The sequence below is a fragment of the Streptomyces musisoli genome, from assembly GCF_016741855.1.
GTDB lineage: Bacteria > Actinomycetota > Actinomycetes > Streptomycetales > Streptomycetaceae > Streptomyces > Streptomyces musisoli.
Map to the genome: position 1 here is coordinate 222378 of NZ_JAERRH010000003.1, position 18576 is coordinate 240953.

The 18576-nt window shown below is 76.7% G+C and carries 13 protein-coding genes and 1 pseudogene; 7 read left to right on the forward strand and 7 right to left on the reverse strand.

Annotation, left to right across the window (positions count from 1 at the left end):
* The first annotated feature begins 33 nt into the window (after positions 1 to 33).
* The 5 genes from JK361_RS09230 to JK361_RS09260 all read left to right on the forward strand — a co-directional run bounded on the left by JK361_RS09230 (position 34) and on the right by JK361_RS09260 (position 8283).
* Positions 34 to 513 carry a CU044_2847 family protein gene (locus JK361_RS09230; protein ID WP_201815229.1) on the forward strand — a complete coding sequence of 160 codons (480 nt, stop codon included), beginning with the start codon at positions 34 to 36 and terminating at the stop codon, positions 511 to 513.
* Positions 513 to 2270 carry a VMAP-C domain-containing protein gene (locus JK361_RS09235; protein ID WP_201815230.1) on the forward strand — a complete coding sequence of 586 codons (1758 nt, stop codon included), beginning with the start codon at positions 513 to 515 and terminating at the stop codon, positions 2268 to 2270. The genes JK361_RS09230 and JK361_RS09235 overlap by 1 nt, the downstream gene beginning before the upstream one ends.
* 38 nt (positions 2271 to 2308) lie before the next feature.
* Positions 2309 to 3343, forward strand: a complete 1035-nt coding sequence (locus JK361_RS09240) for an AAA family ATPase (protein ID WP_201815231.1) — start codon at positions 2309 to 2311, stop codon at positions 3341 to 3343.
* Positions 3333 to 7088, forward strand: coding sequence for an SAV_2336 N-terminal domain-related protein (locus JK361_RS41160; RefSeq protein WP_236052711.1), 3756 nt, complete (start codon positions 3333 to 3335; stop codon positions 7086 to 7088). Before JK361_RS09240 ends, JK361_RS41160 begins: the two co-directional genes overlap by 11 nt.
* Before the next feature lie 157 nt (positions 7089 to 7245).
* Positions 7246 to 8283 carry a rod shape-determining protein gene (locus tag JK361_RS09260; RefSeq protein ID WP_201815232.1) on the forward strand — a complete coding sequence of 346 codons (1038 nt, stop codon included), beginning with the start codon at positions 7246 to 7248 and terminating at the stop codon, positions 8281 to 8283.
* 225 nt (positions 8284 to 8508) lie between these two features.
* Here the strand turns inward: JK361_RS09260 and JK361_RS09265 are convergent, their stop codons facing one another.
* The gene (locus tag JK361_RS09265) at positions 8509 to 9987 is read right to left on the reverse strand and encodes an MFS transporter (RefSeq protein WP_201815233.1); all 1479 of its coding nucleotides are present in this window, start codon (positions 9985 to 9987) and stop codon (positions 8509 to 8511) included.
* A gap of 92 nt (positions 9988 to 10079) precedes the next feature.
* Here JK361_RS09265 and JK361_RS09270 point away from each other — a divergent pair, with 92 nt between their 5' ends.
* Positions 10080 to 11027, forward strand: coding sequence for a LysR family transcriptional regulator (locus JK361_RS09270; protein WP_201815234.1), 948 nt, complete (start codon positions 10080 to 10082; stop codon positions 11025 to 11027).
* Between the two features lie 389 nt (positions 11028 to 11416).
* Here JK361_RS09270 and JK361_RS09275 read toward each other — a convergent pair whose 3' ends face one another.
* Positions 11417 to 12370, reverse strand: coding sequence for an anti-sigma factor RsbA family regulatory protein (locus JK361_RS09275; RefSeq protein WP_201815235.1), 954 nt, complete (start codon positions 12368 to 12370; stop codon positions 11417 to 11419).
* Complete coding sequence (locus tag JK361_RS09280; RefSeq protein ID WP_307787229.1) at positions 12370 to 12732, reverse strand: STAS domain-containing protein; 363 nt, start codon at positions 12730 to 12732, stop codon at positions 12370 to 12372. Before JK361_RS09280 ends, JK361_RS09275 begins: the two co-directional genes overlap by 1 nt.
* A 147-nt stretch (positions 12733 to 12879) precedes the next feature.
* Here JK361_RS09280 and JK361_RS09285 point away from each other — a divergent pair, with 147 nt between their 5' ends.
* Positions 12880 to 13638, forward strand: a complete 759-nt coding sequence (locus JK361_RS09285; RefSeq protein ID WP_201815236.1) for an ANTAR domain-containing protein — start codon at positions 12880 to 12882, stop codon at positions 13636 to 13638.
* 873 nt (positions 13639 to 14511) lie between these two features.
* Here the strand turns inward: JK361_RS09285 and JK361_RS42850 are convergent.
* From JK361_RS42850 to JK361_RS09305, 4 genes and pseudogenes are all read right to left on the reverse strand, one after another.
* Positions 14512 to 15372 (reverse strand): annotated as a pseudogene (locus JK361_RS42850) (serine/threonine-protein kinase); the annotation flags it as partial.
* Positions 15373 to 15651: 279 nt separating this feature from the next.
* On the reverse strand, positions 15652 to 16578 hold the full coding sequence (gene thpD, locus JK361_RS09295; protein ID WP_201815238.1) for an ectoine hydroxylase: 927 nt from the start codon (positions 16576 to 16578) through the stop codon (positions 15652 to 15654).
* A gap of 73 nt (positions 16579 to 16651) precedes the next feature.
* Positions 16652 to 17197, reverse strand: coding sequence for a GNAT family N-acetyltransferase (locus JK361_RS09300; protein WP_201815239.1), 546 nt, complete (start codon positions 17195 to 17197; stop codon positions 16652 to 16654).
* Positions 17194 to 18471, reverse strand: a complete 1278-nt coding sequence (locus tag JK361_RS09305; RefSeq protein WP_201815240.1) for a M20 metallopeptidase family protein — start codon at positions 18469 to 18471, stop codon at positions 17194 to 17196. The genes JK361_RS09300 and JK361_RS09305 overlap by 4 nt, the downstream gene beginning before the upstream one ends.
* Between the last annotated feature and the right edge of the window lie 105 nt (positions 18472 to 18576).

An 18576-nucleotide genomic window follows, 5' to 3' on the forward strand; every position in this document is an offset into this window, starting at 1 on the left:
ACGAGTCACGGACGAGGGGGAGCGAGCGTCGCCATGGACGGGTTGGTGGAGTTCAGGACCGAGGACGGCGCGCTCGTCGTGGTGGAGGGCGTCGGCACCAGATCGGGCGCCCGCCTCGTCTCGCGCGGCGACGGACCGGCCCAGGCGGCGCGCACCTTCGAGGGAGCCCTGGACGGCGTCCGCGCGGCGGCGGCGGCCGCGCTGCGGGTCTTCCGGGACGGCAGCCTGCGTCCCGACACGGTGGAGATCGAGTTCGGCGTACGGCTGTCGGCGGAGGCCGGTGCCGTCATCGCCAAGGGGTCGGCGGAGGGCCACCTGGTCGTCAAGCTCAGCTGGGCCCCGGGGCAGACTCCCGGGCAGGCCGCGCCGGAACCCGCTGTGGCGGAGCCGACCGCGCCGGAACCAGCGGTATCCGAACCGGCCGTGCGGGAACCGGCCGCGCCCGCGCCCGCCGTGCCCGCGCCGGCCGTGCCCGGCCAGAGCGCACCGGGTCCGGAGCCCGCCGACCGGTGATGCGCAGCGCCGCGTGGCACGCCCGGATCGCCTGTGGCGACGAGGTGGGGGCCGGCTTCCTGGTCGCCGGCCGCCGGGTGCTCACCTGCGCCCATGTCGTCAGGTGGAGCGACAGCGCGGCGGTGACCGTCACCTTTCCGCACGCCAGGGAGCTGGGCGAGCTGTCCGCCGCGGTCGTCGCCCACGGCGGCTGGTCGGGTGGGGTCACCGACCCCGGCGATGTCGCCGTGCTCGAACTGGACCGTGACGTGCCGCTCGCCCCGGCCGGCTTCGCGCCGCCCGACGCCGCGTACACCGAGCCGTACCCCAAGCTGATCGCGTACGGCTTCCCCGAGGGCTACGACGAGGGGACGCTCGCCGAGTACCAGGCCGTCTCCGGCCAGTTGATCGCCGGGGAGTGGCTGGAGCTGGTGGCGTGGCACGGGCACGGGCAGCCGCTCGCGGGCGGTTTCAGCGGGGCGGCGGCGACCCTGCCGGACGGCACGGTGGCCGGCATGGTCACCGCGGCCCTGGACGCGCCGGAGATGCGCAAGGGCCGGATGCTGCCGCTGGACGTGCTGGCCCGGTACTGGCCCGAGCTGGGCGAGCTGGTGCCCACCCCGGGCCACCGCGCCGACACCCGCCGGCGGCTGTACGCCCTGCTGCGCCGGGCCACGGCGGACGCCGACGGGGTCTGCGACCCGAACCGGATGTACGTGGACGCGGTGGGCCCCTTCGGACCGCCCCTGCCCCCGGGCGGCTTCCCCTCCCTGTGGGCGGCCGCCGGCTATGTGCAGTGGGAGGTCCCGGACCCGCAGGCGGTGGACCGCCTCACCGGCCGCCTCGGCGAACTGCTGGACGGCGAGCGGGGATTACGGTCCCCCGCGCCGTCGGCTCCGGCGGCCGCCGCGTCCCCGCCGGCATCGCCGGCCGCACCGGCACCGCCGGCCTGGTCCCCGGTCGTCGTCGAGATCGACCACAGCGGCGCCGGTCCCGACCAGGTGACCGTCGAGGTGTCCGCGTACCGCGACGGCCGGCGCCGGCCGGTGGGTGCGTGCCGGCTGCCGCGCACCGGTGTGCGGTCCTACGTCCAGGGCCGCATCGACGAGGCCGTCGCCCATCTCGCGCCGGACGCCGACGAGCTGGTGACGTTCGTCCTGCCGCGCGAGTGGCTCAACGAGGCGGTGGCGCACTGGGAGTGCGGCGTGGACGACAGCACGCCCCTCGGGTGCGCCTACCCGCTGGTGGTGACCGACCGCGCACGCCACCACAGTGGCCGGATGCGCCACCAGTTGCGCAAGAAGTGGCAGAAGCTGGACGCCGGAGGCGGCGCCGAGCTGCACCGCGTCGAGTGCGGCACCCAGGAGCGGCCGCCGAGCCTGCGCAAGCGGCTGTGGGACGGCGACGCCGGACTCGCGGGCTTCGCGGCCCCGCCGACGGCGGTACGCCGGCACTTCGAGATCGGTCTCACCGTGCCCGTACCGGTCCTGCTGTGGCGCCGGAGCGGCTCCGGCTGCGCCGCGCACGGGGACGCGTCCTGCCCCGGCGCCGGGCCCGGGGATCCGCCCTGCACCGGCACCACGTTCCTCGACCGGCTCACCGCCTCGGTCGCCGGCGTCCCGCCCGCCGAACTCCCCAGGCACGTCATGTCCTTGCGGCTGACCGCGGACGCCGACGACGAGCCGGACCAGCACTGGGCGAGAGACCTGCAAGTGCTCTGGGACGACCCGCGCTGCTTCCCCGAGACCACCGCGAGCCTGCACTCGCCCGTCGCCTGACCGACCGCACGACCGCCCCCCATGGAGAAGAAGAGCCCATGCCCCTGTGGCCCGTCTACGCCGGTACGAACGAGCCGCACGACGGCATCGCCGAGCTGCCCGCCCCGCCGCCCTGGCGCGCCTTCGACGGCGGGCCGGTGCTCCCGGCGCCGGACGCGGCCGCCGACGCCTCCGCCGTCTCCCCCGACCGCACCCACCGCGCCGAGACGTACCAGGCCACCCAGGAGACGGTCCAGCTGGTCAACGCGGCCCTCTATCTGCGCCGTCCGCTGCTGGTCACCGGCCCGCCCGGCACCGGCAAGTCCTCGCTCGTGTACGCGGTCGCCCGGGAGCTGCGGCTCGGCCCGGTGCTGCGCTGGAACATCACCAGCCGCAGCACGCTGCACGACGGCCTCTACCAGTACGACCCGCTCTCGCGGCTGTACGCGGCCCGGCAGGAGGCCGCCCGGCAGGACCGGACGACGAGCACGGACGACCGCTCGGGCATCGAGCACCATCTGCGCCTGGGGCCGCTGGGCACCGCCCTCCTGCCGTACGCCCGCCCCCGCGCGCTGCTCATCGACGAGATCGACAAGAGCGACCTCGACCTGCCCAACGACCTGCTGAACGTGCTGGAGGAGGGCCAGTACGAGATCCCCGAGCTGGTGCGCGCGGCCCGGCTCGCGCCGGACGGCGTCGCCGAGGTGCTGGCCGACGGCACCGACGAGCGGGTCCCGGTGGTGCGCGGCCGGGTGCGCTGCCGCGCCTTCCCCTTCGTCGTCCTCACCAGCAACGGCGAGCGCGAGTTCCCGCCCGCCTTCCTGCGCCGCTGCGTCACCCTGCACCTGCGGCAGCCGGACGACCGGCACCTCGCCGAGATCGTCCGCGCCCACCTGGGGGAACCCGACGCCTACGCGCGGACCCTGATCGACCGCTTCCTGTCCCGGTCGGGCGTCGGCGACCTGGCCACCGACCAGCTCCTCAACGCGATCTACCTGGCCCGCTCCGCCGACCTGGACACCGGCTCCCTCGACCGGCTGGCCGAACAGCTGATGCCGTACCTGGGGCAGGCCGCGCAGTCCGATGTCTTCTGAGCACCCGGGCTACCGGGACCCCCTGGCCCGCCTGGCCGACGTCCTGGCCGAGGCGGCCGACGGGGTGCGCCCGACCCCGCTCGAACTGGCCGAACTGCTGTGGCTGGCCCGGCACATGGACCCCGGAACCGACGGCGACGGCGACGGCGGCACCGACGGGTCGGCCGGGTCCGGGATCCCCGGGCAGGCACCGCCGTCGCCGTCCCCGGTGCCGCCGTCCCCGCCGTCCCCGGTGCCGCCGTCCCCGCCGTCCCCGCCGGAGCCCCGCGAACCGGCGTCCGCCGAGGCGCCCGCGCCGCCGGCCCGCGTCCCCCTGCACCTCCCCTCACCCCGTCCCGGCCCCGCGGGGGACCGGTCCCACACCACCCTGCTGGCGCCGGCGCCGCCGATGCTGCGCCACCCGCTCGCGCTGCAACGCTCGCTGCGCCCGCTGGGGCGCCGGATCGACGCGCCCGTGGGCCACGAGCTGGACGAACGGGCTACCGCCGACCGCATCGCCCGGCTGGGCGCCGACCCCGTCTGGTGGCTGCCGGTCCTGCGCCCCGCGCGGGAGCGCTGGCTGCGCCTGAACCTGGTGTACGACGCCGGTCCGACCATGCCGGTCTGGCGCCCCCTGGTCCGCGAACTGCACACGGCCCTCGCCCAGTCGGGCGCGTTCCGGACCGTCGCGCTGTACCGGGCCACCGCCGACGGCACGGTGCGCGGCCCCGACGCGCTCGCCCCCGGCGACGGCCGCACCGTCACCCTCCTGATCAGCGACTGCATGGGCCCGCAGTGGCGGGAGGGCCCCGCCGGGACCCGGTGGTACGCCACCCTGCACCGCTGGGCGCGCCGGATGCCGCTGGCCGTCGTACAGCCGCTCCCGGAGCACCTGTGGCGGGACACGGCCCTGCCCACCGTCCCCGGCCGGCTGTCCGCCCCGCACCCCGCGGCCCCCACGGCGGCGCTCACGTTCACCCCGTACGAGCGGTTCGAGGGCCACGAGCGGTTCGCGGGACACGGCCGGCCCGAGGGGAACGGGCGGTTCGAGGAGAGCGGGCGGTTCGAGGAGAGCGGGCAGTTCGAGGAGAGCGGGCAGTTCGAGGAGAGCGGGCAGTTCGAGGAGAGCGGGCAGTTCGAGGGGCACTGGCGGTTCGAGGAAGGCGGGCGGGGGCAGGCGCCGCACGGACGGCTCGGGTCCGCCATGCCCAGGGGCGCCGTCCCCCTCCCCGTGCTGGAGCCGGAGCCGCGGTGGCTGGCGCACTGGGCCGCGCTGCTCACCGCGCCGGGCGGCGCGGAGTTCCCCGGCGCGGTCGCCGCCCTGGGCCGCCCGCTGCCGGCGGACGCCGAGGACCGTACGGACGTGGGGCTGCTGTCCGCCGAGGAGCTGGTGCTGCGGTTCCGCGCGACCGCCTCCCCCGAGGCGTTCCGACTGGCCGGCCATCTCGCGGTGGGGCGCCCCGACCTGCCGGTCATGCGCCTGGTCCAGGCCGCGGTCGAGCCCGATCCACGCCCCCGGCACCTGGCCGAGGTCGTGCTCAGCGGGATGCTCACCGCCGTCCCGGACGGCCCGCCCGGTTCGTACGCGTTCCGGGACGGCGTGCGCGAGCTGCTCCTGCTCGGTCTGCCGCGCACCGAACGCCAGCGCACCACGGAACTCCTCGGCCGCATCGGCGGGTTCATCGACCGCAGGGCGGGCCGGTCGCCGGGCGAGTTCCGGGCGTCGGTCCCGTCCGCGGGGGGCGCGGGGACGGCCGTGGAAGGCGATCCGTTCGCCACGGTCAGCGAGGACAGCGTGCGGCGGCTCTCGGCCGGAACCGAACCCGGTACCGGAACCGGAACCGATACCGAAGCCGGCACCGGTGCCGGTGCTGGCGCCGGTGCCGGTGCCGGTGCTGGCGCCGGTGCCGGTGCTGGCGCCGGTGCCGAGACGGAATCCGCTGCCGGAGCCGGGGCCGAGCCCGGACACGGAACCGAACACGGAACCGAACCCGGTGCCGGAACCGGCCCCGAGATCGAAGCCGGGGCCGTAGCAGAAGCAGAAGCAGAAGCAGAAGCCGGAGCCGGTGCGGGGGCCTCGGTCGCGCCCCCCGTCGACCGCCCCGCGATCCACTTCATGGCCGACGAACTCACCGGCCGCCCGGAGGCCCGCATCACCCTCGAAGCCGCGGTGCACGAGATCCTCGTCCGCGGTTCCCTCGGCCCCCGCCAGTACGAGATGGACGTCCGCCCCGACGGCTACCTGGTGCGCGTCGAGCCCGCCGCCTATCTCCTGCCCGTCCTCGTCGCCGTCCTGCGGGAACTCCCCCAGGCGCTCGGCCGGCTGGCCGATCCGCCGCGGCTGCGGGTGACGTTCGGGCAGCCGTCCGTCGTCCCCCCGCAGGCGGCCGCCGACGTCATGGTCGTCGTACCGCCCGCGCTGTACGACGACTTCGCCGCCAGCTCCGCCGCCCAGCGCTCGCAGCGCTTCCGGCCGCTCTTCGGCGACAGCGCCCCGGACAGTCCGCCGGCCGCCTGGTACTGCCTGCTCGGGCCGCGGTCCCCCGAGCCCGGCGAACGCGACCTGGTCCAGGGCCCGTTCATCACGCACGACCTGCACGAGCTGGGCGTCCCCACCCCGGGCCGCACGGCCGTGGTCCACACCCGTGCCGACGGCCCGCTGACGCTGCTCGACCCGATCCAGCCGTACGGCACGCGTCCGCCCCGCCCGGAGACGTACTACTCGGTCGACCTCACCCCGCACGAGACCCGGCACATCGTGTCCCTGCCGAGTTCCGGCAAGGGCGCGTTCAAGGCCGCGGTGATGCTGTCCTGGCGCGTCGCCGATCCGGTCGCCTTCGTCCGGGGCGAGGTCTCCGGTGCCCCCGACCTCCTGCTGAAGCATCTGTGCGCCGCGGCCGCCCCCGTCACGCGCCGCCATCCGCTGCGCCGGGCCGGCGCGGCCCAGCGGGCGGTGAACGCGGGGGTGGACGACTGGCCGGTGCCGGGGCTCGCGGTGTCGTACACCGTGCAGCTGGTCCCCGAGTGGGCTCCCGTGCCGGCTGCCGCGCCGCCGGTTCCGTCGCGACGCCGGCTGTCGGCCCTGCTCACCGACGCCGAGACGGTGCTGGTCGGCTTCGAGGGGCCCCTCGCCCGGCTGTTCACTGCGCACACGGCGCGGGAGGCCGTGCTCGACCTGCTGTCGGTCGTGGCCGACCACCGCGACCCGCAGGACGCGCTGACGGGCCGGCCGCTGCCGGTGACGAGCGCCGCCGGCCGGGAGGCGTTCGCGCATCCGCTGGATCTGCTGCGCGCCTTCGCACAGGACCGGCTCGGCCCGCTGCTGCGGGCGCGCCTCGACGAACTCGAACTGGCCGCCGTCCCCGACGCGCCCACGACGCACCGCTCCCTCGCGCTCGTCCGCGCCCTGCACCGGTCCGGGCGCAGCGTCAGCGTGGTGACGGACGTGTGCGGCCCGGCCGTGCATCGCTGTCTGGAGCCCTACCGGCTGCCCCTCGCGGGCGTCCACGGCCGCCGCGACGACCTGGCCCTGCTGACGCCGCACCCCGACTGCCTGCTGCGCGCCCTGGACGTCCTGGACACCCCCGCCCGCAGTGCCGTCCTGATCAGCTCCTCGGTCGCCGAGCTGACCGCCGCCCAGCAGCTCGGTCTCCGCTTCATCGGGTACGCCCCCACCCCGGCCGGGCGCCGGCGCCTGCGCGAGGAGGGCAGCGAGGTCACCGTCTCGTCCCTGGAGCCGTTGCTGGAGACCGCCCGCTCGCTCTGACGCGGCGACACACCGTGGATGCGGGAAATTAGACCCGTTCAGCGGCACCCCGCCCGGCGGCGCACGAAAGGCGCCCGCTCCCCGCCGCGCGGCAGGATGCCAGTGGGCCCGCCGATCAGGCGGGGCCGCAAGGCCCCCGCACTCGAGAGGATCTGCCGTGACCGTCAGCCTGGAGCAGTTGCGCCGGTGCCATTTCGCCGTCGACCTGGGCGCGGCCCGTACCCGGGTGTATGTGAAGGGCACGGGTCTGGTCGTGGACCAGCCCTCGACCGCCGCCGTGAACACCCGTACCGGCGGGCTCATAGCCGTGGGCGAGTTCGCGGAGAAGATGACGGGGCGCACCCCGGACTACATCAAGGTCGTCCGGCCCGTCGCCGGTGGCACGGTGGTCGACATCGAGATGGCCCAGCGCATGCTGCGGCATCTGCTCGGCGACAAGATGCGCCGGATGCTGCGCCGCAAGCCGCGGCTGCGCGCGGCGGCCTGTGCCCCGCACGACGCGGACCCGCTGGCCCAGCGGGCGACGATCGAGACGCTGGTCGGGCTGGGGGCGCGGCGGGTCGAGCTGGTGGACACGCTGATCGCCGCCGCGGTGGGGTGCGGGCTGCCGGTGGAGCGGCCCGAAGCCACCATGATCATGGTGTGCGGTGCGGCGGCCACCCAGGTCGCGGTGCTCTCGCTGGGCTCCATCGTCACCGCGGACCGGATGCCGGTGGGCGGCGAGGCCGTGGACCACGCGATCGTGCAGCATCTGCGGCACGAGCACGGCCTGATACTGCCCACCCGGTCGGTACGGCCGCTTCAGCTGGCCCTGTCCGGCAACGGCCTCACCCCGCACGGCCCGGCGTCGACCGAGATCCACGGCCGGGACGTGGCCACGGGACTGGCCCGCAGTGTGCGCGTGGACACCGCCGCGGTGCGCGGCGCGATCCAGACCCCGTTGACGGCCGTACTGGACGGCATCGGCAGGGTGCTGCGCGACTGCCCGCCCGATCTGGTGGCCGACCTCGCGGACCGCGGGATCATGATGGTCGGCGGCTCGGCGCTGCTGCCGGGGTTCGACCAGATGCTGCGGCAGGCCACCCGGATGCCGGTGCACATCGCCGAACGGCCCGACATCTGCGCGGCCCAGGGCCTGGGCGCCATGCTGGAGGGCCGGATCGAGCCGCTGGTCCTGGACCCGCTGGCCGCCTGAGCCGGGCCGGGCGCCCCGCCGCATGGCCGGCGACCCCGTCCCCCGGCTGCCGCCGCTGCCGGAGGCGGTCCCCTCGGTCGGCTCCGAGCCGGAGTCGACGATCAGGAGGTGCGCACGGCGATCTTCGCGCTCCGGCAGCCGCCGGCCGAGGCGCCGGCCACCCTGCGGGGCAGGGTGCTGCGCGGCGGCCGGTCGCGCAGTTCCCCGCGCCCCTTCGGGGCGCTCTCAGTCGCCGGTGCATGCCACCAGCAGCACCGCGAACACCCCGACGCCGACGAGGACACAGCCGGACGTGCTGAGCGCGCCGAGTGTGCCGAGCACCGCGACGCCCAGCGCGGAGCCGGCCTGACGGATGCCGTTCAGGGCGCCCTGGCTGGTGGCGGCGTACTCGGCCGGAGCGGCGACGGCCACCGCGGCGGCGGCCCCCGGAATGGACAGCGTGCCGGTCGCGGCGAGCGCCAGTTCGGCGGCGACGAGCAGCGGCAGCGGCGGGTGGTGGCCCGCCGCGCAGGCGAGCAGCGCGCCGGCGACGACGGTGGCGGACACACCGGTCAGCAGGACCGGACGCGAGCCGTGGCGGGCGACGAGCCGGCCGGTGAGGAACGGCATCACGCAGACGGGGAGGACGATGGGCAGCGAGGCGAGTCCGGCCTGGAACGGGGTCAGGTCGTAGGCGTGCTGGAACCACACGGCGAGCTGGTACATGCCGCCGAAGTAGGCGAAGCAGGACACCGCGGCGGCGACCATGGCGGCCCTGACCTTCGGCAGGGCGAGCAGGGCCGGCGGCAGGACCGGGAAGGCCGCCCGGCGCTCCACCAGGGCCACGGCGGCGAAGCAGCCCAGCGCGGCGGCGACGGGGAGCAGTGCGCGCGGCGCGCCCCACCCCTCGATGCCGGCCTCGACCAGGCCGCAGGTGAGCAGTCCGAGCCCCGCGGTGGACAGCAGCAGGCCCGGACGGTCCAGGGGACGGACGCCCCGGGCGGGCGGCGCGGGAAGACGGCGGGCCGACAGCAGCGCGGCCAGTGCGAGGGGCGGGTTGACGAGGAACACCAGCCGCCAGCCGCCGAGTTCGACCAGGGCACCGCCGAGCACCGGTCCGGCGGCGGCGCCCAGGCCGCTGAGCGCGGTCCAGGCGCCGATGGCACGGGTGCGGCGGGCGGGGCCGGGGTTCAGGTGGATCAGCAGCGCGAGGGAGGCGGGCACCAGGCCGGCACCCGCGGCGCCGAGCAGCGCGCGGCCGGCGATCAGTGCGCCGGCGCCGGGCGCGAGGGCGCACGCGACGGACAGGGCGGCGAACAGGCCGAGGGCGCAGGCGTAGACGCGGCGGGCGCCCCAGCGGTCGGCGACGACACCGCCGGCCAGGAGCAGTCCGGCGAACACGACCGTGTAGGCGTCGACGGTCCAGGGCAGTGCGGCGGCGGCCGGGTGCAGTGAATCCTGGATGCCGGGGACGGCGACGTTGAGGACCGAGGTGTCGAGCAGGACGAGCAGGTTGCCGGTGGCGAGCCCGGCGAAGGCCAGGCGGGTGAGCGGAGCGGGGCCGGGACGGGCGGGCGGCGCGGCTTCGGCCGGCGTGCGGCCCGGAGCGGGGCCGGGACGGGCGGGCGGCGCGGCTTCGGCCGACGTGCGGCCCGGAGCGGGGCCGGTACAGGCGGGCGGCGCGGCTTCGGCCGACGTGCGGCCCAGGGGGTCGGCTGTGGTCATGCGGTCAGCGTGTCGCGGTGGTGCCGGAGCCCGCGACGCCGCCCGTCCGATGCCCCCATCGGAGAGTCCGATGGGCTGGCTACGCTCTTCCCGTGGACTCTCGCTATCTACGCGCGCTCGTCGCGGTCGCCGAGCACGGCGGCATCTCCGCCGCCGCCCAGGCCCTGGGGTACGCCCAGTCCAGCGTGAGCGCCCAGATCAGGCGTCTGGAGGCCGACTTGGGGGTGGAGGTGCTGGTGCGGGCGGGCACGGGCGCGGTGCTCACGGAAGCCGGCGCCCGGCTGCTGCCGTACGCGCGCGAGGCCCTGGAGCTGGAGGAGCGGATGCGGCGGGCGGCCCGCGGCGACCGGGCCCGGCTGCGCGTCGGGGCGCAGGAGTCGCTGGCCCATGTCTGGATGCCCGAGGTGATGGCCGCCCTGGGGTACGGCGCGGGCGGCCCGGACACCGGGGCCGAGACCGTCCTGACCGTGGCCGACCGCGGCACCCTGGAACAGGCCTTCGCGGCGGGCGAGCTGGATGTCGTCCTCCAGTACGACAACGGCGTCCGCGCGCTCGGCCCGCACGCCGTGGTGGCGCACGACCGGACGGTGCTGCTGGCGGCGCCCGGCCATCCGCTGGCCGGGCGGGAGCCGGTGACGCCGGATCAACTGCTGCGGTACGACTTCCTGGTGGCCGAGCGGGGCTGCACCTCGCAGATGCTGGTGGACCGCTTCGGGCGGGATCTGCTGACCGGGGCCCGGCAGAGGCTTCTCCAGGGGTCGTTGGCGGCTCTGCTGCGGCTCATCGGGCACGGGCACGGTGTCACCCTGCTGCCGGAGCTGGCGGTCACCCGTGAGCTGCGCGAGGGGGAGCTGGTCGAGCTGCGGCTGACCGAGCCGGTCCGGCCCGTCGGCATCGTCGCCCGGTGGCGCTCCCGGCTCGGCCCGGCGGAGCCCGCCCTGCGCGCCCTGCTGGACGTGGCCCGCCGCGCCGATCCGCTGCCCGGGATGACGGCCACGGTCCTGTCGGCTTCCGGTACCGGACGCTCACCGTCCCGGTGACGGCGGTGCCCCGTCGACCCAGGGCCGACGGCAGTGCCCCGGCGGCCAAGGGGAGCACGGCGACGTCTCCCCGGCCCGGTGGCGGCGGCAGCCGTCCCGATGGCGGCAGCCGTCCCGATGGCATTCGCGGCGGCCGGGGCAGCACGGAAGCGGCTCACCCGCCCGGTGACGGAAGCCGGCCCGGTGACGGCAGCGCCCGGTGGCGGCAGCCGGCCCGATGGCATTCGCGGCGGCCGGGGCGGCACGGAAGCGGCTCACCCGCCCGGTGACGGAAGCCGGCCCGGTGACGGAAGCCGGCCCGGTGACGGAAGCCGGCCCGGTGACGGCAGCGCCCGGTGGCGGCAGCCGGCCCGGTGGCATTTCGGTGGCCGGGGCGGCGCGGTGGTGTCTCACCGGCCCAGATAGCAGCGGATGGTCGTGCCCTCCAGGCCCGTGTGGATCCGTACCAGGTCCGCCACCAGGTTGACCAGCAGCAGGCCGCGCCCGCCGCGCTGGTCGCGGGCGGCGGGGCGGCGGCCGGCCAGCGGGTCGGCGAGGCGGCCCTTGTCGCGGACCTCGCACAGCACGTGGCCGCCCTCGGCCCACACGGTGAGCGCGCCCGTGCCGCCGCCGTGGACCACGCTGTTCGTGGTCAGCTCGGCGGTGATCAGCGCCAGGTTCTCCAGGGCCAGGCCGGACAGGCCCAGCCGGGCGCCGTGACCGGTGGCCAGATGCCGGGCGGCGGACAGCGACTCCGCGTCGAAGGTGAGGCCGAGCACCTCGGCTCCGGCGCCGGGCGCCGGCGTCAGCGGCAGGTTGTAGCGGGCGACGACGTCCTCGGGGTCGTAGGCCGCGCTGGCCCGCCCGGCACCCGAGCCGGCCGGGATGACGACCGGGTGGGTGGCGTGGGCGTCGGCGAGGGCCCGCTCGTCCAGGCGGACGGTGTCGTACGGGCACAGGATGGTGACCTCGCGGCCCTGGAACGCCGCGTTGATCAGTGCCTCGTGCTGGGCGCAGGCCGGGTACTCGGCCGGGCTGCGGCCCGCCCAGACCGGCTCGCCGATGATCCGGACCCGCCGGCCGGGCGGCCGGCCGTCGGCGAAGGCGCGCAGCACGCCGGGGATGATCCGGCCGGGGTTGCGGCCGGCCTCCCGCATGTCCAGGAAGTGCACGGCGGTGCCGTCGGCACCCAGCTCGTCCCGGATCAGCCGCAGGTTCTCGCCGGGGACGGCGACCGCGACCGGCTCGTCCGCGGCCAGCGCCGCACGGACGAAGGGCACGGTGCCGGCCAGGTACTCCCCCGCGTCGCCGTAGAACAACGCGGGATGCACGAACGGGTCCACGGGTTCGGCCGCCCCGGTCATCACGTCGCCACCTCGATCCCCGTAAGGCCCGGCCACAGCAGGCCCAGGATGCGCGGCAGCGAGTCCGGCGGCCGGTACAGCACCAGCCGGCGCCCCGTGCCGAGGCTCCGGGCGGCGCCCGCCAGCGCGTCGGCGCCGGCGACGTCGACGAAGGTCAGCGCGGAAAGCTCCAAGTGGTACACGTCCTCGCCCTCGCGAACGGCTCTGCCCAGCGCACGCTCCCAGATGCCGCGCGTCGGCAGGCTCACCTCGCCCGCCGCCCGGAACCCCTTCCGCCCGGTCAGCGGGTACACGTCGAGCCGCGGCCCCGCGGGCACCGGCCCGGCGGCGGCCGGCAGGGGCCGCACCGGCTCAGGTCTCACGCCTTCTCCCGACTGCACAGGTGGACGGGTGCCCAGTATGCGCCCTCCCGACGCCGGCGGGTGCCGTTCCGGTGCGGGCGGGTGTAGGCCCTGGTGCAGGGGGCAGGCGAGGGGGCGACGGACGAACGGCGCACCAGGGCGGAACACATGACCTCAGCGGCACGCGCACCGCACGACGGGCGGCTGGACGCCCTGACGGTCGCAGTCCACGCGGAGGGCGGCCGGGTCCTCCTCACCGCACGCGGCGAGCTGGTCCACGGCTGTACGGAGATCCTCGCCGGAGCCCTGGCCGCCATGCCCGCGGGCGCCGCGCGGGTCGACCTGGACGCGGCCGGGGTGGCCTTCCTGGACACGGCGGGGCTGGCGGCCCTGGACACGCTGGGCGAGTACGGCCGCCGGCACACCGTGCCGGTGGGGACCACGGGCTGGCGGGGGCAGCCGCGCCGGGTGCTGGAGCTGATGGGCCTGGACGCTGTGGATCCGCTGAGCGCCGGCCTGCCCGCGGACCTCCCCTCCCGTACGGCCTCGGCGGTGGCCCTGGAGCGTGCCGAGCAACTGGACGTGCTGCGCCTGGAGATAGAGCAGCTGCGCCAGGCGATGGACTCACGTCCCGTGATCGACCAGGCCCGCGGCATCCTGATGGCGGCTCATGCCTGTTCGCCGGACCAGGCGTGGGAGATCCTGCGGGAGGCGTCCCAGCGGTCCAACACCAAGCTGCGGCAGGTGGCGGCGGCGGTCACGGCGAGCGCGGCGCCCGACGGGCCGCCCCCGGCCGGTCCGTTGCGGTCGGCGCTGGCCGCGGCGGCGGCCCGGCACGCCGGCCGCCGGTTCAGTACGGCAGCACCCTCCCGGACGGAGTCCTGCGGTCGATCTCCTGCCCGCGCGGGGCGGGGGGCCGCCGGCTGACACGTACCCGGATCCGACGGTCCATGACGCCCTCCTCCTGCCGACACCGTCCCACGCTGGGCACCGGTAGGAGGTCCGTGCCCAGGAGTTGGCCGGTTCAAGCCTGGACCGGGTCAAGTCGTGCGAGGGAAGCGGCGGTTGTTCCGTCGCCCGCTACCGGTTCAGGTACCGGGCGAGGACCGGGTCGAGCTGGGCCAGCCAGGCGCGGAGCCGGGACTGCCGGCGGGCGTTCAGCTCGCAGGAGTACACACCGCCGTCCCACAGCCGCACGGTGACCGTCAGCCGGTGGCCGCGCCAGCTGCGTTCGACGCGCGCGATCTCGTTCCAGGGGAAGTCCGCGGTGGCGCCCGCCAGTTCGAGCAGGACTCCGGCGGCGTTGACGACCACGCCGGCGCCGGCGTCGGCGAGCACGACCTCCGGGTCCGGACCGGCGTACGGGTTGCCGTACGCGATCGGCGGCCCGAAGCCGTAGGGCGCCTGCGGGGCGGCGGGCTGCGCGGGCAGGTGCGGGGGCGTGGCGGGCTGCGCGGGCAGGTGCGGCGGGGTGGCGGGCTGCGCGGGCAGGTGCGGGGGCGTGGCGGGCTGCGCGGGCAGGTGCGGCGGGGTGGCGGGCTGCGCCGGCAGGTGCGGGGGCGTGGCGGTCTGTACGGGCTGCTGGTACGAGGGCGCCGCGCTCCCCAGAGGCGGCTGCGGCGGCGTGGCGGGCGGCGGGGGCGCCACGACCGCCGGCGCCGGCACGGGGGTCGAGGGCGCGACGACCGCCGGCGCCGGCACGGGGGTCGAGGGCGCGACGACCGCCGGCGCCGGCACGGGGGTCGAGGGCGCGACGACCGCCGGCGCGGGCACGGGGGTCGAGGGCGCGGCGGCCGAAGGCGCGGGCGCGGGGGTGGCCGGCGCGGGGGACGCGGTGAGCGTCGGCGGGTACGGCGGTGTGTCCGACGGGCCCGGGTCCGTGTCCGCGTCCGCGTCCGTCAGCAGGTCCAGCAGCGCGCTGGGCGAGGGCCGGTCCGCGGGCTCCTTGGCCAGGCACGCCGAGACCACGTCCACCAGTGCGGCGGGGACGGCGGACACGTCCGGCGGCTCGTGCACGGAGCGGTACATCAGCCCCATCGGCGTGCCCTCGCCCCAGGGACTGCCGCCCGCCGCCGCGACCAGGACGGCGCCGAGGGCGAACACGTCGGCGGCGCCGGTCACGTCGTGGCCGAGGGCCTGTTCGGGCGCGAGGAAGCCGGGCGTGCCGAAGGCGGTGCCGGTCGCGGTGAGGCGGTTGGACTCCACGGCCCGGGAGATGCCGAAGTCCAGGACGCGCGGCCCGTCGGCGGCCATGATGATGTTGCCGGGCTTGAGATCGCGGTGCACCAGGCCGCAGGAGTGGATGGACTCCAGCGCCTCGGCGAGCGCGGCGCCCAGTGCCCGCAGCCGCGGCTCGTCCATGGCGCCCTCGGCGGCGAGCCGTTCCGCGAGGGTCGGTCCGGGGATGTAGGCGGTGGCCAGCCACAGCGGGTCGCCGTCGAGCGCGGCGTCCACGACCGGCGCGGTGTGGAAGCCGCCCACGGCGCGGGCCGCCTCGACCTCGCTGCGGAACCGCTCCCGGAAGACCGGGTCGGCCGCCAGCTCGGCCTTGGCCACCTTCAGCGCGACGGCCCGCCCGCCGCGCGTCCGCGCGAGATAGACCGTCCCCATGCCGCCCTCGCCGAGCTTCCGTTCGACGAGGTACCCCCCGATGCGTTCCATGCGGACAAGTATGGCGGCCGGATCTGACCCGTCCATGCCCGGCGTCCGGGTTGCGGCCCGGCCGGCCGTGCCCGGCGCGCCGCGCGCGTGGCCGGCGGGCAGGGCGGGGGGCGGCGGGCAGGGCGGGCGGCGGGGGCGGCGGACAGGGCGGACGGCGGGGACGGCGGGCAGGGCGGACGGCGGGGACGGCGTCGCCGACCGCACGCGCGCGGCCGGCCTGACCGCCGAGGCCGGGGCGAACGCCGGGGGGCGCGGCGAACGCCGGGGGCGCGGCGGGCGTCAGTCGCCGTCCGCGTGCGGCACCGGGGTGAAGGTGCGGCTCGCCAGGTAGGCGGGCCGGGGGCGCGGAGCGGCGTACGGCGTGCCGAGGGTGTTCTCCACGCTGTTGTAGACGACGAAGAGGTTGGTCCGCGGGAACGGCGAGACGTTCGGCGCGGAGGCGTGCAGGCTGTTGGAGTCGAAGGCCACCGCCGAGCCCGCCGGGCCGGTGAACTGACGGATGCCCAGGTCCCGGGCCAGCGCGGCGACCACGGCGCGGTCCGCCGGCCCCGCGGGCAGGTTCTTCCCCCGCAGGGACGTGCGGTGGTAGTCGGGCGGTGTCTCACCGGTGGACGGGACGAAGGTGCGGTGCGCCCCCGGGACGATCATCAGGGGGCCGTTGTGCGGGGCGTTGTCGGTCAGCGCGACGGACAGGCTCAGGGCACGCGGCGCCGGCATGCCGTCCTCCGAGTGCCAGGTCTCGAAGTCCGAGTGCCAGCCGAAGCCGGAACCGTCGAACGCGGACTTCAGGTTCACCCGGGTCTGGTGGACGTACACGTCCGAGCCCAGGATCTGGCGGGCGATGCCGGCGAGCCGGGCGGAGTGGACGACCGCGCGGAACGTGTCGCTGAGGGCGTGCACCTCGAACACCGAACGGATGCCGTCGCCGTCGGGTTCCGGAACCACCCGTCCCGAGGCGCGCAGGGACCCGTCGGCCGCGAGCCGTCCGGTCTCCGCCAGACAGGCCGTCGTCTGTTCCGCGGTCAGCAGCGCGTCGAAGTGCAGGCATCCGTCCCGGTCGTAGGCGGCGAGTTCGGCGGCGGTCAGGGGGCCGTCCGCCCCGGGACGCCAGACGACCGGATGCCGGCGCGGGAACGGGGCCGTGGGCCCGGGGGTGCGGGTCGGGTACGGGTCGCCGGTGCCGGCGGGGCCCACCGTGCCGGTCATCGTCGGCCCTCCTCGGACTCGGGGGTGCGGGTCGGGTACGGGTCCCCGGTGCCGGCGGGGCCCACCGTGCCGGTCATCGTCGGCCCTCCTCGGACTCGGGGGAACGGCCGGGGCCGGCCGGTGCGGCGGCCGGGCGCTGGAAGAGGGCCCCGGAGTTGCGGTGCGGCAGGTCCACGATCCGCAGGAGGTCGAAGCCCTGGTCCAGGTAGTAGCGGTGCAGCAAGTGGTTCGTCTTCCACGCCTCCAGGCGCAGCCAGCGCTTGCCCCGCCGGGCCGCCAGGTCGCCCGCCCAGTCCAGCAGGCGGGCGCCGAGGGCCTGGCCGGCGACCGCCCGGCTCACCGCGAGGTCGTGGACGTAGAGGGCGGACGCGGGGTCGTCGCCGGCCCACCACTCGGGGTCGGCCCGCTCGTGGACGGTGATCGTGGCGACGGGCCGGCCGGCCTGGAAGGCGAGGTGGCAGTCGCCCGCCTCGACGGCCTCCGCCATGCGCCACCGGCGCGGCGGGTACTGCCACTGGTCCAGGCCCCGGCCGGCCAGCCAGCGGCTCGCCTCCAGCCACAGGGCCTCGACCTGCTCCAGTTCGTCGGGGCGGGCGGCCCGTATGCCGGGGGCGGTCACCGGGCCGGCTCCGGTTCGCGGCCGGTGAGGAAGGCCAGGGCCACGGCGGCCTCGCAGGCGATGCCCGTGGCGAGCACGTCCTCGTCGATGGTCATGCGGGACGAGTGCAGCGAGGGGGCCTCGTGCGGTTCGCGGTCCGGCGGGCACACGCCGAGGAAGGCCAGGACGCCGGGCACGGCCCGCAGGACGTAGGAGAAGTCCTCGGCGGTCATCGGACAGGCGGGCAGGACGTCCACCGCGTCGGCACCGAGCGTACCGGCGGCGGTGCGCAGGACGAGGTCGGTGAAGCCGGCGTCGTTGACGGTGACCGGGTAGCCGGGCAGAACGGTCACCTCCGCGGTCACCGCGTGCGCGGCCGCCACTCCCCGGGCGACCCGGCCGATCGCGGCGTGCAGCTGCTTCCGGGTCGGCTCGGTCAGGGTCCGCAGGGTGCCGCCCAGTTCCACGGTGTCCGGGATGACGCCGTGGGCGGTGCCCGCGTTCAGCAGGGTCACGCTGAGCACGGCACTGTCGTCGGCGGCCAGGCCGCGGGTGACCGCCGTCTGGAGTGCGAGCACGATCTCGCAGGCGGCCGGCACCGGGTCGCGGGTGGTGTGCGGCGCCGAGGCGTGCCCGCCGCGCCCCCGGACGAGGATCAGGAACCGGTCGGAGGCCGCCATCTGCGGCCCCGGGCGCAACCACACCGTGCCGGCGGGCAGGTTGGGCTGCACGTGGAGGGCGAAGGCGGCGTCGGCGGTGCGGCCGGACGCCTCGAGCACGCCCTCCTCGATCATGTGGCGGGCTCCGTGCTCGCCCTCCTCGCCCGGCTGGAACATGAACACCACGCGTCCGGCGAGCGTGTCGCGCCGCCCGGCGAGCAGCCGCGCGGCGCCCACCAGCATCGCCATGTGGGCGTCGTGCCCGCAGGCGTGCATCAGCCCGGGGGTGCGCGAGGCGAACGGCAGCCCGGTGTCCTCGGTGACCGGCAGCGCGTCCATGTCGGAGCGCAGCAGGATCGTCGGGCCGTCGGCCGCCCCGGTGAGGGTCGCGGTCACCGAGGACAGGGCGCGGCCGGTGCGGATCTCCAGGCCTAGGCCGTCGAGCGCGTCCAGCACCAGGCGCTGGGTGCCCGGCAGGTCGAGGCCGAGTTCCGGGCCGCGGTGCAGGTCCCGGCGCAGGGCGACCGCTTCGGGGGCCAGCCGGCGCGCCTCCCTGAGCAGGGCGGGGGCGACGGCCGCCGGCCCGGACGGGGCGGCGTCCGGCGTGCCGTGGGCGGCCCGAGGCGGAGGTGTCATGCGGCCGTTCTCCTTCCCGGGCCCGGCCCATGGCGGCGCGGCCCACAGCGGCGGCACACGAGGAGGCGGTACTCCCCCACCGTAGGGACGGCGGTGCCGGCCGGA

Bases quoted from the DNA above. Each gene is read 5' to 3' on its own strand.
- JK361_RS09230 (WP_201815229.1), top strand. From the start codon at position 34: ATGGACGGGTTGGTGGAGTTCAGGACCGAGGACGGCGCGCTCGTCGTG.
- JK361_RS09235 (WP_201815230.1), top strand. From the start codon at position 513: ATGCGCAGCGCCGCGTGGCACGCCCGGATCGCCTGTGGCGACGAGGTG.
- JK361_RS09240 (WP_201815231.1), top strand. From the start codon at position 2,309: ATGCCCCTGTGGCCCGTCTACGCCGGTACGAACGAGCCGCACGACGGC.
- JK361_RS41160 (WP_236052711.1), top strand. From the start codon at position 3,333: ATGTCTTCTGAGCACCCGGGCTACCGGGACCCCCTGGCCCGCCTGGCC.
- JK361_RS09265 (WP_201815233.1), bottom strand. From the start codon at position 9,987: ATGACCACAGCCGACCCCCTGGGCCGCACGTCGGCCGAAGCCGCGCCG.
- JK361_RS09275 (WP_201815235.1), bottom strand. From the start codon at position 12,370: ATGACCGGGGCGGCCGAACCCGTGGACCCGTTCGTGCATCCCGCGTTG.
- JK361_RS09285 (WP_201815236.1), top strand. From the start codon at position 12,880: ATGACCTCAGCGGCACGCGCACCGCACGACGGGCGGCTGGACGCCCTG.
- thpD (WP_201815238.1), bottom strand. From the start codon at position 16,578: ATGACCGGCACGGTGGGCCCCGCCGGCACCGGCGACCCGTACCCGACC.
- JK361_RS09305 (WP_201815240.1), bottom strand. From the start codon at position 18,471: ATGACACCTCCGCCTCGGGCCGCCCACGGCACGCCGGACGCCGCCCCG.